This is a genomic window from Agromyces allii (genome assembly GCF_009749385.1).
Classification (GTDB): Bacteria; Actinomycetota; Actinomycetes; order Actinomycetales; family Microbacteriaceae; genus Agromyces; species Agromyces allii.
In genome coordinates this window covers 89,970-104,274 of sequence record NZ_WBIN01000002.1, presented here as the reverse complement: position 1 = coordinate 104,274, position 14,305 = coordinate 89,970, and the positions used below count along the sequence as shown (strand labels likewise).

Annotated in this window: 11 protein-coding genes; 5 read left to right on the top strand and 6 right to left on the bottom strand. The window is 72.2% G+C overall.

The window, feature by feature from the left end; all coding sequences use genetic code 11:
- Nucleotides 1-3: 3 nt before the first annotated feature.
- The 6 genes from GQR16_RS02995 to GQR16_RS02970 all read right to left on the bottom strand — a co-directional run bounded on the left by GQR16_RS02995 (nucleotide 4) and on the right by GQR16_RS02970 (nucleotide 7,090).
- Nucleotides 4-1,416, bottom strand: coding sequence for a sensor histidine kinase (locus GQR16_RS02995; RefSeq protein WP_157413698.1), 1,413 nt, complete (start codon nucleotides 1,414-1,416; stop codon nucleotides 4-6).
- A complete protein-coding gene (locus tag GQR16_RS02990) occupies nucleotides 1,406-2,938 on the bottom strand; it encodes a multicopper oxidase family protein (RefSeq protein WP_157413697.1) in 1,533 nt (510 codons plus the stop codon). The genes GQR16_RS02995 and GQR16_RS02990 overlap by 11 nt, the downstream gene beginning before the upstream one ends.
- A gap of 81 nt (nucleotides 2,939-3,019) precedes the next feature.
- Nucleotides 3,020-4,558 (bottom strand): amidohydrolase, encoded by a 1,539-nt coding sequence (locus tag GQR16_RS02985; protein WP_157413696.1) that lies wholly within the window; start codon nucleotides 4,556-4,558, stop codon nucleotides 3,020-3,022.
- The gene (locus GQR16_RS02980; protein WP_157413695.1) at nucleotides 4,555-5,559 is read right to left on the bottom strand and encodes an Fpg/Nei family DNA glycosylase; all 1,005 of its coding nucleotides are present in this window, start codon (nucleotides 5,557-5,559) and stop codon (nucleotides 4,555-4,557) included. Before GQR16_RS02980 ends, GQR16_RS02985 begins: the two co-directional genes overlap by 4 nt.
- A 7-nt stretch (nucleotides 5,560-5,566) precedes the next feature.
- On the bottom strand, nucleotides 5,567-6,073 hold the full coding sequence (locus GQR16_RS02975; protein ID WP_157413694.1) for a ribose-5-phosphate isomerase: 507 nt from the start codon (nucleotides 6,071-6,073) through the stop codon (nucleotides 5,567-5,569).
- A 9-nt stretch (nucleotides 6,074-6,082) separates the two neighbouring features.
- Nucleotides 6,083-7,090, bottom strand: a complete 1,008-nt coding sequence (locus GQR16_RS02970; RefSeq protein WP_157413693.1) for a DUF2332 domain-containing protein — start codon at nucleotides 7,088-7,090, stop codon at nucleotides 6,083-6,085.
- 135 nt (nucleotides 7,091-7,225) lie between these two features.
- Here GQR16_RS02970 and GQR16_RS02965 point away from each other — a divergent pair, with 135 nt between their 5' ends.
- The 5 genes from GQR16_RS02965 to GQR16_RS02945 all read left to right on the top strand — a co-directional run bounded on the left by GQR16_RS02965 (nucleotide 7,226) and on the right by GQR16_RS02945 (nucleotide 14,299).
- A complete protein-coding gene (locus tag GQR16_RS02965; protein WP_157413692.1) occupies nucleotides 7,226-8,710 on the top strand; it encodes an SDR family NAD(P)-dependent oxidoreductase in 1,485 nt (494 codons plus the stop codon).
- Nucleotides 8,711-8,814: 104 nt separating this feature from the next.
- Entirely contained in the window at nucleotides 8,815-9,690 is an 876-nt protein-coding gene (locus GQR16_RS02960) for a hypothetical protein (RefSeq protein ID WP_157413691.1), read from the top strand.
- Between the two features lie 184 nt (nucleotides 9,691-9,874).
- Nucleotides 9,875-12,424 carry an aminopeptidase N gene (gene pepN, locus GQR16_RS02955; protein WP_157413690.1) on the top strand — a complete coding sequence of 850 codons (2,550 nt, stop codon included), beginning with the start codon at nucleotides 9,875-9,877 and terminating at the stop codon, nucleotides 12,422-12,424.
- A 118-nt stretch (nucleotides 12,425-12,542) separates the two neighbouring features.
- Nucleotides 12,543-13,454: an ABC transporter ATP-binding protein gene (locus tag GQR16_RS02950; protein WP_157413689.1), complete on the top strand. Its 912-nt coding sequence runs from the start codon at nucleotides 12,543-12,545 to the stop codon at nucleotides 13,452-13,454.
- On the top strand, nucleotides 13,451-14,299 hold the full coding sequence (locus GQR16_RS02945) for an ABC transporter permease subunit (protein WP_157413688.1): 849 nt from the start codon (nucleotides 13,451-13,453) through the stop codon (nucleotides 14,297-14,299). Before GQR16_RS02950 ends, GQR16_RS02945 begins: the two co-directional genes overlap by 4 nt.
- The last annotated feature ends 6 nt before the right edge of the window (nucleotides 14,300-14,305 follow it).

Sequence of the window (14,305 nt, the reverse complement as noted above, 5' to 3'; positions counted from 1 at the left end):
CGATCAGGCGCGCTCGGATGCCGCGAGCGCGACGTACGGGATGTGCGCGCCGATCGAGGTCGGCCCGCCGACCGGGCTGTCGACGACGAGCACCCCGTCGAGCCCGCGCACGCGCTCGTCGAGCCCGGCGAGTCCGTGGCCGGGCACCGCGGATGCCCCGCCCCGCCCGTTGTCGGTGACCCAGAGGTCGATCCAGCGCCCCGTGGCCCCGGTGTCGCGCAGGCTCACGCGCAGGCGGATGCCACTCGCCTCGGCGTGCTTGACCGCGTTCGTCAGCAGCTCGGCGGCCACGAAGTACACGTTGCGTTCGATCGAGGCCGGCAGCGCGGCATCCGCCGGCAGGTCGATCTCGACCGTGACCGGGACGACGCTGCGCGCCGCGACCGACTCCAGCGCGACGGCGAGCCCGCGGTCCTGGAGGATCGGCGGCGCGAAGCCGCGCGACAGCGCGCGCAGTTCGTCGAGCGTCTCGCGGGCCTGTTCACGGGCCTCGCCGAGCATGCCGCGGGCGACCTCGGGGTCGCGGTCGAGTGCACGCTCGATGCTCGCGAGGTCCATCTGCAGGCGCACGAGGCGTTGCTGCGGCCCGTCGTGGATGTCGCGCTCGAGCCGACGCAGCGACGCGTCTTCGGCCTGCACGGCGGCGCCGCGCGACGCGGAGAGCCGGGTGACCTCCGCCTCGAGCATCTCGCTGCGCCACGCCCCGAGCGTGCCGCGGGCGATGAGGTCGTGCAGCACGGTCAGCCCGCGGAACACGAACGGCAGCGTGCCGAGGAAGATCAGCCCGACGACGAACTCGAACACCGTCTCGCCGAGCCACGGCTCGATCGCGAAGGCGTTGTTCGGGAACAGGTAGTCGAGCACGACCTCGTGCAGCCAGAGGTCGCGATCGTACTCGGGGATGAATCCGCGCCAGATCCAGCTCGTCGTGCCGCCGAGCGCCGCAGCGATCCAGGTGATCGTGAGGCTCCAGGTCACGATGCTCACGATCGGATTGATGATGACCGTGTGCAGCAGGTACAGCCAGTAGTGCCCGTCGACGAACGGGGTGAACAGCGACCGCCAGAACCCGGTCTCGCCCCCGTTGCGGTTCCAGACCGGCTGCGCGATCGGCGGACGGCCGGCCCCCCGGAGCCGCAGGAGCTCGAGCACGCCGAACCCTCGCGCCGTGCCGAGCGCGGCGACGACGAGGAAGATGCCGAAGACGAGCGCGATGGTGCCGATGCCCGTGAAGAACAGCGTCGAGACGACCACGAGACCGAGGATCGCGATCGGCATGGTGAGGATGAGGAACCCGAGCTCGCGGGGCACGCCCGCCCAGAGGCGCCAGTAGCCGCGGCGGCGCGGTGCGGCATCCGTCGCCGTCGGTGCGACCTCGCTCGCGGCGCGGTCGGCGGGAATCGTCTCAGTGCTCATGGTGGGGTCCTTCGCTCATCGTCGCACGCTGACCGGGCTCGACGACGGCGAACTGCCCCATCATGCCCTGATCCTCGTGCCACAGCAGGTGGCAGTGGTACATGTACGGCGTGCTCGGGTCGGCGTAGTCGTCGAAGCGCATGAGCAGCTCGTAGCTCGTCTCGGGTTCGGCGAAGATCGTGTCCTTCCACCCCGCGAGTTCGGGCGGCGGCGCGGCGCCGTCGATCGTCGCGATGCGGAACTGCACGTCGTGCACGTGGAAGCTGTGCGGCACGGCGTTCGAGTTCTCGACGACCCAGCGCTCGAGCGTGTCGACGGTGACGGTCTCGTCGATGCGGTCCATGTCCATGGCCTCGCCGTTGATCTCGAAGCTGTCGCCGAGCTCGAACGTGCGGGTGGTCACGACCTCGGCCGGGTCGAAGTCCTCGATGGTCGCGAGCCGGGCCGGCACGGATGCCGCGGGCGCGAGCTCGTCGCCGGCGCGCACCTCGAGCACGTCGAAGGCGTCGACTCCCCCGTTCATCGAGGCGACGACGGGCTCGAGGCCGGCGATCTCGGCGGTCATGCGCGACTGCAGCACGACGCGCTCCCCCGGAGCGACGCGCAGCAGCACCTCGGCGCGCTCGCCGGGCGACAGACGCACCTGGTCGAGGGCGACGGATGCCTCGAGCAGCCCACCGTCGGTCCCGATGAGCTCGACCGGGCGGCCGTCGCTCCATGCGAAGGCGTAGGTGCGCGCCGGCGACGCGTTCAGCAGCCGCAGGCGCACGAGCTCGGTCGAGATGTCGAGGTACGGACCGCGCGTGCCGTTGACCAGGAGCTCGTCGCCGAGCCCGCCGGCGTATCCGCGCTGCGTGTCCTCGCGAACGCCCTCGGCCGAGAAGCCGGCGTCCTGCACGATCACGGGGATGTCGTCGACGCCGTACTCCTCGGGCAGGCCGAGCGACCGCTCGGCGTCGTCGTGCAGCAGGAACATGCCCGCGAGGCCCTTCGCGACGTGCGACTCGGTCTCGCCGTGCGGGTGCGGGTGGTACCAGAGCGTCGCGGCGGGCTGGTCGACGATCCACTCCGGGGCGAAGGATCCGCCCGGCGCGATCATCTGGTGCGGGCCGCCGTCCATCGCGGCGGGCAGGTGCATGCCGTGCCAGTGCACGGTCGTCGCCTCGTCGAGCGAGTTCGTGAGGTCGACGCGCACGCGCTCGCCGCGGTCGGCGACGAGGGTCGGGCCGAGGTAGCCTCCGTCGAACCCCCAGGTCTCGCTCGCGACACCCGGGGCGAACTCGGTCGTGCCGGCCTGCGCCTCGAGGGCGAAGACTCTGGTGCCCTCGGCATCGACGTGCGACTCGGCGAGGGGCGGGATCGCGAGGGGCGTCTCGAAGTCGACCTCGCCCACGGTGTCGACCGGACCCGGGGCGACGAGGCCGCAGCCGGCGAACGAGAGGGCGACGAGGCCGCCGGCGGCGAGGGCGGCCATGGCACTGCCGAGCGTGGCGGCGGGTCTGCGCAGGCGGGTCTGGAGCATGGATCCAGCCTCGCGAACCGCGCGGCGCCGCCCCAGCAGGCGGGCGCCCGGATCGAGGCGGGGGTTTTCCCCCGCCCCGACCTACCCGAGGGTCGAGTGCGTGACGCGACCGCCGAGCAGCGTCGCGGCGACCGGCATCGTGCGCAGCGCGTCGGCGTCGGCCGCGAACGGGTCGAGTTCGATCACCGCGAGGTCGGCCGCGGCCCCCTCGCGCACGGCGGCGCCCGCGCCGTTCGTCGACGACGCGAGTGCGATCCGCGCCTCGATCGCCTGCTCGGGATGCCACGGCTCGCGTCCGTCGCGCGCACGGCCGACCGCCGCGGCGATCGCGACCCAGGGGTCGAGCGGCGCCACGGGGGCGTCGGACCCGAGCGCGAGCTCGACGCCCGCGGCGGCGAGTTCCGCGAGCATGAACGCGCGATCGGTGCGCCCCGCCCAGTAGCGCTCGGCGACGTCGCGGTCGTCCATGGCGTGCTCGGGCTGCACGCTCGCGACGACGCCGAGCGCGGCGAAGCGCGCGACATCCTCGCGGCGGAGCAGCTGGGCATGCTCGATCGACCCGCAACGGGCCCACCCGGCGCTGCCGAGGGCCTCGAACGCATCGAGCACGCGCGCGTTCGCGTGGTCGCCGATCGCATGCACCGCGGGCGTGAGGCCCGCCTCGGACGCGCGGCGCATGAGCGGCACGAGGTCGTCGAACGGCACGGTCGAGAGTCCGTACGGGTGCTCGTGCCCCTCGAGACCCGGGTAGGGGTCGAAGCACCACGCAGTGCGCGTGTTCAGCGACCCGTCGGTGATGACCTTGTAGCCGCCGACGCGCACGAGCCCGCCGGTGCCGTCGATCGCCTCGCCCGTGCGCAGGCCGTCGGCGATCGCGCGGTCGAGATGCTGCGTGTAGACGCCGAACGACACCCTGAGCGAGCGGATGCCGCGGGCGGCCCGCCGGGCCCAGTCGTCGCGGTTCCACCGCATCTCGTAGTCGGTGATGCCGACGACGCCGCGCGCGGCGGCGCGTTCGGCCGCCTCGCCCACCCACCCGTCGAGCACGTCGTCGGCGATGTCGTCGAGTTCGCGCACCAGCGCGAAGCAGTCGTCCTCGCGCAGCACGCCCGATGTGCCGGCTGCGTCGAGGACGCCGTGGCGTCGGGCTGCGGCCGAGTTCAGCCAGCACGCGTGCAGATCGGCCGAGACGAGCACGACGGGCACCTCGCCCGAGGCCGCGTCGAGCTGTGCGAGCGTCGGGAGGTCGGGCCAGAGTCCGTCGCGATAGCCGAAGCCGATCACCTCGGTCGTGCCCTCGTCGACGGATGCCGCGACCAGCGCCGCGACCGCCGCCGCGGATTCGGCCGAGGCGAGGTCGAGTCGACGCGACACCATGGCCCACTGCGAGGCGTGCACGTGGCGGTCGTGCAGGCCGGGCACGACGAACAACCCGTCGAGCTCGAGGCGACGAACGGCGGCGCGATCGTCGGCACGCGGCTCGACCGGGTGGCCGGACGGCCGGATCGACGCGATGCGGCCGTCGACGACGTGCAGGTCGACGGGCTCGGGCGAGCCGGGAAGGCGCGCACCGGCGAGGAGCAGCGGCGCCGCGGCATCCGTCGCCGATCGGTTCGTCATGCCTGGCACCTCGGGCACCAGTAGAGCTTGCGGGCGCCCATCTCCTCGAGCACGATGTTCGTTCCGCAGACGCGGCACGGCTGGCCCTCGCGCTTGTAGACCCAGTGCCGGTCGTCGCGGCTCGCCATGGCGGCCCGGTAGGCCTCGGGATCGAGGTCGTCCATGGTCATCATCTGCCCGGTCTCGACGCCGATCGCGAGCAGCTTCGCCCAGTCGCGCCACAGGTCGCGCACGACCTCCTCGGGCACGAGGCGACCGGGGGTGTGCGGATTCAGGCGAGCCCGGAACAGCAGCTCGGCGCGATACACGTTGCCGATGCCGGCGACCACGTTCTGGTCCATGAGCAGCAGGCCGATCGGCGTCGGCTTGCGACGCACGACGCTCGTGAACCGCTCCTCGGAGTCGGGCCCAGGGTCGAGCAACGGGTCGGGGCCGAGCTTCGCGACGACCGCCTCGACCTGCGCCGGATCGAGCACCTCGCAGGCCGTCGGCCCGCGGAGGTCGGCGCACACCGTGTCGGTGAGCAGGCGCACGCGCACCTGGCCGATCGGCTCGGGCGGGAACGTCTCGAGGCGCGCGCCCTCCTTCTCGGACTCGGACATGCGCAGGCGCGTGCGCCGCGGCGCCCCGATCGAGGTGATGGAGTTCTCGCCCGCGGTGTCGAAGACGACCGCGTCGGGATTCTGCTTGTCGAGGAACGTGCCGCGCTGGTTGGTGTGCCCCATGCGGCCGTTCGCCGACGCGATCGTGGCGTCCATGAGGATGTCGCCCGCGAAGTCCCACGCACCGTACATGCCGAGGTGCACGCGCAGCCACCGGTCGCCCTCGAAGCCGAGGAACATCTGCTTGCCGACGGCGCGCGCGTCGGTCACGCGGCGGCCGTCGAGATCGGCCGCCCCCTGCGCGAAGCGGCCCTGCGGGCTCGAGGCGCGCACGACGTGCCCGACGAAGTTGCGCTCGAACTGCCGGGTGATGCGGTGGACGGAATGCCCCTCGGGCACGCTGCGCCTACGCCTCGGTCGGCGCGGGGCGGTTCACGCCCTTGCCCGCGATGTCGCCCGTGGTCTCGTACTCCGCGAGCTGTGCGATGCGGCGCACGTGCCGCTCGTCGCCCGAGAACGGCTCGGCGATGAACGCGTCGATGTACCGGATCGCCTCTTCGACCGTGTGCTGGCGCGCGCCGATCGAGATGACGTTCGCGTCGTTGTGCTGGCGCGCGAGGATCGCCGTGTCCATGCTCCACACGAGGGCCGCGCGGATGCCGACGACCTTGTTCGCCGCGATCTGCTCGCCGTTGCCCGAACCGCCGAAGACGATGCCGAGCGCCTGCACGCCGGCCGACTGGTCGGCGGCCACGGCGAGCGCCGCGTTGATGCAGAACGCCGGGTAGTCGTCGAGGGCGTCGTACTCGGTGGGGCCGTGGTCGAGCACCTCGTGACCGGCGTTGGTCAGGTGGTCGACGAGGGTCCGGCTGAACTCGAGGCCGGCGTGGTCGGTCGCGATGTGGATGCGCATGCGCCAAGTCTAGGGATTCGGCGCCCACGTGAGCGCCCGCCCGTGCGGCTGCGCCCACGCGAGCTGCACCCCGTCGAGGGCGAGCACGAGGTCGCTGGACTCGTCGGGCAGATCGTCCCGCAGCCGGATGCCTCGGACGACCCGCCGGCCCTCGACGGAGAGCCAGTGGCCGGGCAACGCGTCGACCTGTCCCACGAAGCGCTCACGGCCCTCGTCGTCGAGGTACATGAGCACGGCGGTGTGGAAGACGACGAGCGTCGCATCCGACGGGGCGGCTGCGGCGAGCGCGGCGAGCTGTTCGTTGAGGTCTCCGCCCACGAGGCGCGGCGGGTCTGCGGCGGCGATCGCGGCGGCGGCCCGGAGCCGAGCCCGCCGGTCGTCGTGCTCGGGCCAGACCAGCGCGTCGAGCCAGTCGACGTCCGCCTGCGAGCGCACGTCGAGCGGGTTGAGGTCGATGCCGGCGCGCCAGACGATCTCGGGCATGCGTGCGGGAATCGGCACGGGCGTCGTGCCCCTCACCGCGCAGTCGAGCACGACGGCGCTCGGACCGTCGACGGGGTCGAGCCGCGCGGGGCCCGCGCCGGTGTCGCCGGTGTACCGGTAGCCGTACCGGTCGGGGTACAGGCAGAGGCCGGCAGAAGCGCCCACCTCGAGCAGGGCGATCGGCCCATCGATGCCGGCGAGCACGGGCAGGTGCAGCGCGCAGCGGGCCGCTTCGTTGGTCTGCGTCGCATGGGTGAGCGCGACCTCGCGCACCGCGCTCCAATGCTCGGCGAGCCAGTCGGCGAACTCGGGGTAGGCGCCGGGTTCGGCGCCCAGCAGGCGCGCCGCCGAGAAGACCAAGTTGGGCTGTCGCTTCGGAGACGGCAGCTCGTCGATGAGGGCCTGCACCGCGGCATCCGTCGCCACCCCTCGGGCCCACGCCTCGTAGGTGGCGGACATGCCTCGCGCCTCGACCTCGGCGAAGACGCGGTACCGCTCGGCCGTCGAGGCCGTGGCATCCGTGCTGGTGCTCATACGGTCACGCTACTCCGGGGGCGGATGCCGCGGCGGGCCGTGGATGCGGCCGGGTCGCGCCCGCGGGGCGACGAGCGCTGCGCCGAGCGCGCCGCACACAGGCAATGGTCGGACGACACGCCGTAGAATCAGCGGATGCCCTCCGCCGACCACGCCGACTCCAGCGCGCCCAAGATCGACGCCGCCGACCTCGAGGCGACGCTGCGCGTGCTGGCCTCGCTCAGCGAGCTCGACGAGAGCGACCCCGACTTCGAGACCGTGCGTCACGCGACGGCCAAGATGTTCAAGTCGGTCAAGGCCGCGCGGCGGCTGGTCAAGCGCAAGGTCATCCAGGACGCCGATCGCGCGGTCATCGCCGCGACGGCGACCGGCGCGCCGACGCGCATCGACGACGAGACCCGTGGCGCCGACCTCGTGAGCGGCACCGACGCGCGCACGGCGGGCGAACTGCTCGTCGCCCGCCCCTGCTACATCTGCAAGCAGCGGTACACGCTCGTCGACGCGTTCTACCACCAGCTCTGCCCGACCTGCGCGGCCATGAGCCACGCCAAGCGCGATGCGCGCACCGACCTCACTGGCAAGCGCGCCCTGCTCACGGGCGGCCGGGCGAAGATCGGCATGTACATCGCGCTGCGCCTCCTGCGCGACGGCGCCCACACCACGATCACCACGCGGTTCCCGCGCGACGCGGCCCGGCGGTTCGCGGCGATGCCCGACGCCGACCAGTGGCTGCACCGTCTCCGCATCGTCGGCATCGACCTGCGCGACCCGGCGCAGGTCATCGCCCTCGCCGACGACGTCGCGGCGCAGGGCCCGCTCGACATCCTGATCAACAACGCGGCGCAGACCGTGCGCCGCTCCCCCGGCTCGTACTCGCCGCTCGTCGAGGCCGAGTCCTCGCCGCTGCCCGACGGGCCGATGCCCGAGCTCGTGAGCTTCGGCCACACGAACGACGCGCACCCGCTCGCGCTCGCCGACTCGGTGTCGAGCCACCCCGTGCTCTCGTCAGGCCTGTTCGCGGGCACGATGACCGCCGACGACCTCACCGCGCTCGCGCTCGCACCCGGGTCGAGCTCGCTCGCCCGGCTCGCCGACCGCACGGCGATCGACGCCGGCGGGCTCGTGCCCGACCTCCACCACGAGAACAGCTGGAGCGCGGTCGTGCAAGACGTCGACCCCCTCGAGATGCTCGAGGTGCAGCTCTGCAACACGACGGCGCCGTTCATCCTCGTCAGCCGGCTGCGCGCCTCCTTGGCCGCGTCGCCCGCCCGTCGAACCTACGTCGTCAACGTCTCGGCCATGGAGGGCGTGTTCAGTCGCGGCTACAAGGGACCGGGTCACCCGCACACGAACATGGCGAAGGCGGCCATGAACATGCTCACGCGCACGAGCGCGAAGGAGATGCTGGCCGACGGCATCCTCATGACGAGCGTCGACACCGGCTGGATCACCGACGAGCGTCCGCACCCGACCAAGGTGCGGCTCGCCGAGGAGGGGTTCCACGCCCCGCTCGACCTCGTCGACGGCGCCGCCCGGGTGTACGACCCCATCGTGCGCGGCGAGGCCGGCGAAGACGTCACGGGCGTGTTCCTGAAGGACTACGCACGCTCCGACTGGTGACGTGCCTGAGCCGATGACGCGCCCCCACCGCTGGGGGCCGCGGGCGGTCGCGCCCCGGGCGTAAACTCGCCTGCGCGACTGTGCTCGCGCGGGATCGAGGCCGCATGCTCCTCATGATCGTGTGCGGGGTGCTCGTCGCCGCCGGCATCGCGATCGCGGTGCGGTGGTCGCGCGAGCGCCTCATTCCGCCGCTGCGACCCGCCGCCATCGCGCGAGCGTCCGATGCGACATCCGATCGCGCCGGATGGATGCCGCGTCATGCCGCCGGGCTGAGGGTCTACGTCTGGTGGGCGACGGTGTTCACCGCGGTGGGCACCCTCTCCGGCCTCGTCGTCACCGGTGCGGGCGGACGACTCGTCATGCGCCTGCTCGCCGCGACCTCGCCGGACGCGAAGGGCCGCATCACCGAGGCGCAGGCGATCGTGGGCGAGATCTCGCCGCAGGGCACGCTGGCGTACCTCGTCTTCGGCGCGTTGCCGTTCGCCTTCGCCTCGGCCGCGCTCTACCTGCTCGTCGAGCCGTGGCTGCCGCGCGGACGGCTCGGCGGACCGGTCTTCGGCCTGCTGCTGCTCGTCGGCGTCTCGCCGTTCGTCGACCCGCTGCGGCCGGAGAACGTCGACTTCGACGTGGTCGGACCCGGATGGCTGTCGGTCGCGGCGTTCGCGGCGCTCGCGGTGCTGCAGGGGGCGTTCCTCGCGGCGGTCGCCGGCCGGCTCTCACGGAGCCTGCCGCTCGTCTCGCGCGAACGCTGGGCCGGCCCGCTCGCCCCGCTGATCGCCGCGGTCGTGCTCTTCCCGGTCGGCGTCGTGCTCGCGGTCGGCGCGCTCATCGCGTTCGCGCTGCCGCGCCTGCTCCCCTGGTTCCTCGAGCTCCGGGCGTCGCGGCGCGGAGTCCTCGTCGGGCGCGTGCTGCTCGGCCTCGCCGTGCTCGCCGCGCTCCCGGCGTTCGTGAGCGCGGTGTTCTCGATCGTGCAGCGCTGACGGCGGCGTCGCTGGACGGCGCCGTGCGCTCGACGTCGGGCCGCGGCATCCGCACGCCCCGATCACCGTGTCGGGAACGCCCTCGCTGCGGGCGAACGCGCCGTGCCCGCGCCGGTTGCGAGGGCTAGGCTGGAACGCGTTGCCCGCGGCCACGAGCCGCGCAGATATCCGCGAAGGAGCCCACGTGCCTGGAGAGAACCTCACCCGATCCGAAGCCGAGGAGCGCGCGGCGCTCGTCACCGTGCACGACTACGACGTCGTGCTCGATGTGACCACCGGCCCCGAGGTCTTCAAGACCACGACGACGGTCCGGTTCGACGCCACCGCCGGCGCCTCGACCTTCATCGACGCCATCACCGCCGCCGTGCACCGCGTCACCCTGAACGGGGTCGAGCTCGACCCCGCCGAGGTCAGCGACGGCGTGCGCATCCAGCTGCCGAACCTCGCCGCGCAGAACGAGCTCGTGGTCGAGGCCGACGGCACCTACATGAACACGGGCGAGGGCCTGCACCGCTTCGTCGACCCCGTCGACGGCGAGGTGTACCTCTACACCCAGTTCGAGGTGCCCGACTCGCGCCGCATGTTCGCCGTGTTCGAGCAGCCCGACCTGAAGGCGGCGTTCCGCTTCACCGTCACCGCGCCCGCCCACTGGGAGGTGGTGTCGAACTCGCCGACCCCCGAGCCCGTCGACGCCCACGATGGCGCGAAGACCTGGGCGTTCGAGCCCACGCAGCGCATCTCGAGCTACATCACGGCGCTCATCGCCGGCCCCTACGCGGTCGTCCGCGACGAGCTCACGAGCGCCGACGGCCGCGTGATCCCGCTCGGCGTGTTCAGCCGCAAGAGCCTCTCGCAGTACCTCGACGCCGACTACGTGTTCGAGAAGACCAAGCAGGGCTTCGAGTACTTCGAGGCCAAGTTCGGCGTGCCCTACCCGTTCCCGAAGTACGACCAGCTCTTCGTGCCCGAGTACAACGCGGGCGCCATGGAGAATGCGGGCGCCGTCACCTTCACCGAGGCGTACGTGTTCCGCTCGAAGGTGACCGACGCGATCCGCGAACGCCGCGTCGTCACGATCCTGCACGAGCTCGCGCACATGTGGTTCGGCGACCTCGTGACCATGAAGTGGTGGAACGACCTGTGGCTGAACGAGTCGTTCGCCGAGTGGGCGTCGACCATCGCCACGGCCGAGGCCACCGAGTGGACCGAGGCATGGACCACGTTCAACTCCATGGAGAAGAGCTGGGCCTACCGCCAGGACCAGCTGCCCTCGACGCATCCGATCGTCGCGACGATCAACGACCTCGAAGACGTGCTCGTCAACTTCGACGGCATCACGTACGCCAAGGGCGGCTCGGTGCTGAAGCAGCTCGTGGCGTGGGTCGGCATCGACGCGTTCTTCGCAGGCGTCTCGGCGTACTTCCAGAAGCACCAGTGGGGCAACACGACCCTCGCCGACCTGCTCGTCGAGCTCGAGGCCGCCAGCGGTCGCGACCTCTCGGAGTGGTCGAAGCTCTGGCTCGAGACCTCGGGGGTCAACACGCTGCGCCCCGAGATCGCGACCGACGCCGAGGGCACGATCACCGCGTTCACGGTGCTGCAGTCGGCTCCGGCCGACTACCCCACGATCCGCCCGCACCGCCTCGCCATCGGCTTCTACAACCTGGTCGGCGGCAAGCTCGTGCGCGAGCACCGCGTCGAGCTCGACGTCGACGGCGAGCGCACGGAGGTCGCCGAGCTCGTCGGGCTCGCACGCCCCGACCTCGTGCTGCTGAACGACGACGACCTCGCCTACGCGAAGATCCGCCTCGACGAGGCCTCGCACGGCGTCGCGCTCGCGAACCTGAGCGAGATCGAGGACCCGCTGGCCCGCGCCCTCGTGTGGAGCTCCGTGTGGGACGCCACGCGCGACGGCGAGACCCGGGCGAGCGACTACCTCGCACTCGTGCTCGGAAACATCGCGAGCGAGACCGAGTCGACCACGCTCCGCATCGTGCTCGCGAACGCGGCGCTCGCCGCGGGCGCGTACACCGAGCCGTCCCGTCAGGCCGACGCCCTCCGCGCGGTCGCCGACGGGTTCTGGCGCCTCGCGCAGGAGGCCGTCGCCGGCAGCGACGCGCAGTTCCAGTTCGCGACGAGCTTCGCCGGCCTCGCCGAGCACGGCTCGCACGTCGACGACCTCGCAGGGCTCTTCGCGGGCACCGTGCAGCTCGACGGCCTCGAGATCGACACCGACCTCGGATGGCGCCTGCTCATCGCGCTCGTCGCGGCCGGGCGCGCGGGCGACGCCGAGATCGACGCACGCCTCGCCGACGACAACACGGCGACGGGTCAGCAGTCGGCCGCGCACGCGCGTGCCGCGATCCAGACCGTCGAGGGCAAGGAACGCGCCTGGGCCTCGCTCATCGACGTCGACACGGCCACGAACACCGTCGTACGCGAATCGGCGGCCGGCTTCGTCCGTGCGACCGACCCGGCGCTGCTCGAGGCGTTCGTCGAGCGGTACTTCGCGATGCTCGAGCCCGTCTGGGAGTCGCGCAGCTACGCGATCGCCGAGAAGCTCGTCGACGGCCTCTACCCGTCGCCGCTCGCGAACCGGGCACTCGCCGACGCGAGCCGCACCTGGCTCGAGACGCACCCCGACGTTCCGGCACTCCGACGCCTCGTCGTCGAGCGCCTCGCCGGCGTCGACCGCGCCCTCATCGCCCAGGAGCGCGACGCGCAGCAGGCGTAGCGCACGAGGCACCGCCGAGTCGGGGCGGGCGGGCGTGGTCCTCGAGGACCAGGCCCGCCCGCCCCGAATCATTCTCCAGACGGATGTCCCGCCGCCGCGCCGCCCATAGCGTTGAAGGATGATCACGGCAGAAGGGCTCGTCAAGCGCTACGGCGCGAAGACGGCCGTCAACGACCTCAGTTTCACCGTCCGACCCGGACAGGTCACCGGATTCCTCGGGCCGAACGGCGCGGGCAAGTCCACGACCATGCGCATGATCGTCGGCCTCGACCGACCGACCGCCGGAAGCGTCACCGTGAACGGCAAGCCGTATGCGGCGCACCGGGCGCCCCTCCACGAGGTCGGCGCGCTCCTCGACGCGAAGGCCGTGCACACGGGTCGCTCCGCGTACAACCACCTGCTCGCGATGGCCGCCACGCACGGCATCGGCGCGAGCCGCGTGCGCGAGGTCATCGAGCTGACCGGCCTCGAGTCCGTCGCCCGCAAGCGCGTCGGCGGCTTCTCCCTCGGCATGGGCCAGCGCCTCGGCATCGCGGCCGCCATGCTCGGCGACCCCGCGACCCTCATCCTCGACGAGCCCGTCAACGGCCTCGACCCCGAGGGCGTGCTGTGGGTCCGGCAGTTCGTGCGCCACCTCGCCTCCGAGGGCCGAACCGTCTTCCTGTCCTCCCACCTGATGAGCGAGATGGCGCTCACCGCCGACCACCTCATCGTGCTCGGCCGCGGCGAGATCATCGCCGACGCACCCGTCGCCGACATCATCGCCGGTGGAACGCGATCGCGCGTGCTCGTGCGCTCGCCGCACGCGTCGCAGCTCGCAGACCTGCTCACCGCCCCCGAGGTCGCCGTCATCCGCTCCGAGGCGGGCGTGCTCGAGGTGACCGGCATGCCGGCATCCGGCATCGGCGACCTCGCCGCGCAGCACGGCCTCGCGATCCACGAACTCACCCCCCTCAGCGCCTCCCTCGAAGAGGCGTACATGGCCCTGACGGCCGACGCCGTCGAATACCGCACGGAGGCCGTCCGATGACCGCGCTCACCACCCCGCCCGCAGCGACGGCCACGCCGGCCCGCGCGACCAGACTGAGCTTCGCGGGCGTGCTCCGCTCCGAGTCGATCAAGCTCCGAAGCCTGCGGTCGACCACCTGGTCGTACCTCATCGTCATCGCGATCTCGCTCGGCATGGCGCTCATCATGTCGCTCAGCATGGTCTCGATGATCGAGGGCGACGCCGGCATCGCGCCCGCCGACCAGCAGGGCGGCATCCTGCTCCAGTCCTCGGTGTTCGGCGTCTACTTCGGGCAGCTCGTCGCGGGCGTGCTCGGCGTGCTCGTGATCAGCGGCGAGTACACGACCGGCATGATCCGGTCCACGCTCACCGCGGTGCCGAAGCGACTCCCTGCGCTGGCCGGCAAGGCCGTCGTGCTCTTCGTCGCCACGTTCGTCGTGGGCCTCGTGGCGAACCTCGCGGCGTTCGCACTCTCGTCGGCCATCTTCGCCGGCATCGGCGTCTCGGCGAGCCTCCTCGAGCCCGCCGTCATCCTTCCGCTGCTCGGCGGTGCGCTCTACCTCGCGCTCGTCGCGGTGTTCGCGCTCGGCGTCGGCACCATGCTCCGCAGCAGTGCGGGTGGCATCGCCGCGGTGCTCGGCCTGCTGCTGCTCCTGCCGACCGTGCTGCAGCTGATCCCCGCCGACTGGGCGCACGACCTCATCCCGTACCTGCTCTCGAACGCGGGCATGAACATGTTCACCTCGACGACCGCCGAGGCCACGGCCGACGGGCTCGGCGTCTGGCTGAACCTGCTCATCGTGCTCGGGTGGGTCGCCGCCTCCGCGGTCGGCGCCGCCGTGCTGCTGAAGCGACGCGACGCCTGACCTCCC

Bases quoted from the DNA above. Each gene is read 5' to 3' on its own strand.
- GQR16_RS02995 (WP_157413698.1), bottom strand. From the start codon at position 1,416: ATGAGCACTGAGACGATTCCCGCCGACCGCGCCGCGAGCGAGGTCGCA.
- GQR16_RS02990 (WP_157413697.1), bottom strand. From the start codon at position 2,938: ATGCTCCAGACCCGCCTGCGCAGACCCGCCGCCACGCTCGGCAGTGCC.
- GQR16_RS02985 (WP_157413696.1), bottom strand. From the start codon at position 4,558: ATGACGAACCGATCGGCGACGGATGCCGCGGCGCCGCTGCTCCTCGCC.
- GQR16_RS02975 (WP_157413694.1), bottom strand. From the start codon at position 6,073: ATGCGCATCCACATCGCGACCGACCACGCCGGCCTCGAGTTCAGCCGG.
- GQR16_RS02970 (WP_157413693.1), bottom strand. From the start codon at position 7,090: ATGAGCACCAGCACGGATGCCACGGCCTCGACGGCCGAGCGGTACCGC.
- GQR16_RS02965 (WP_157413692.1), top strand. From the start codon at position 7,226: ATGCCCTCCGCCGACCACGCCGACTCCAGCGCGCCCAAGATCGACGCC.
- GQR16_RS02960 (WP_157413691.1), top strand. From the start codon at position 8,815: ATGCTCCTCATGATCGTGTGCGGGGTGCTCGTCGCCGCCGGCATCGCG.
- GQR16_RS02950 (WP_157413689.1), top strand. From the start codon at position 12,543: ATGATCACGGCAGAAGGGCTCGTCAAGCGCTACGGCGCGAAGACGGCC.
- GQR16_RS02945 (WP_157413688.1), top strand. From the start codon at position 13,451: ATGACCGCGCTCACCACCCCGCCCGCAGCGACGGCCACGCCGGCCCGC.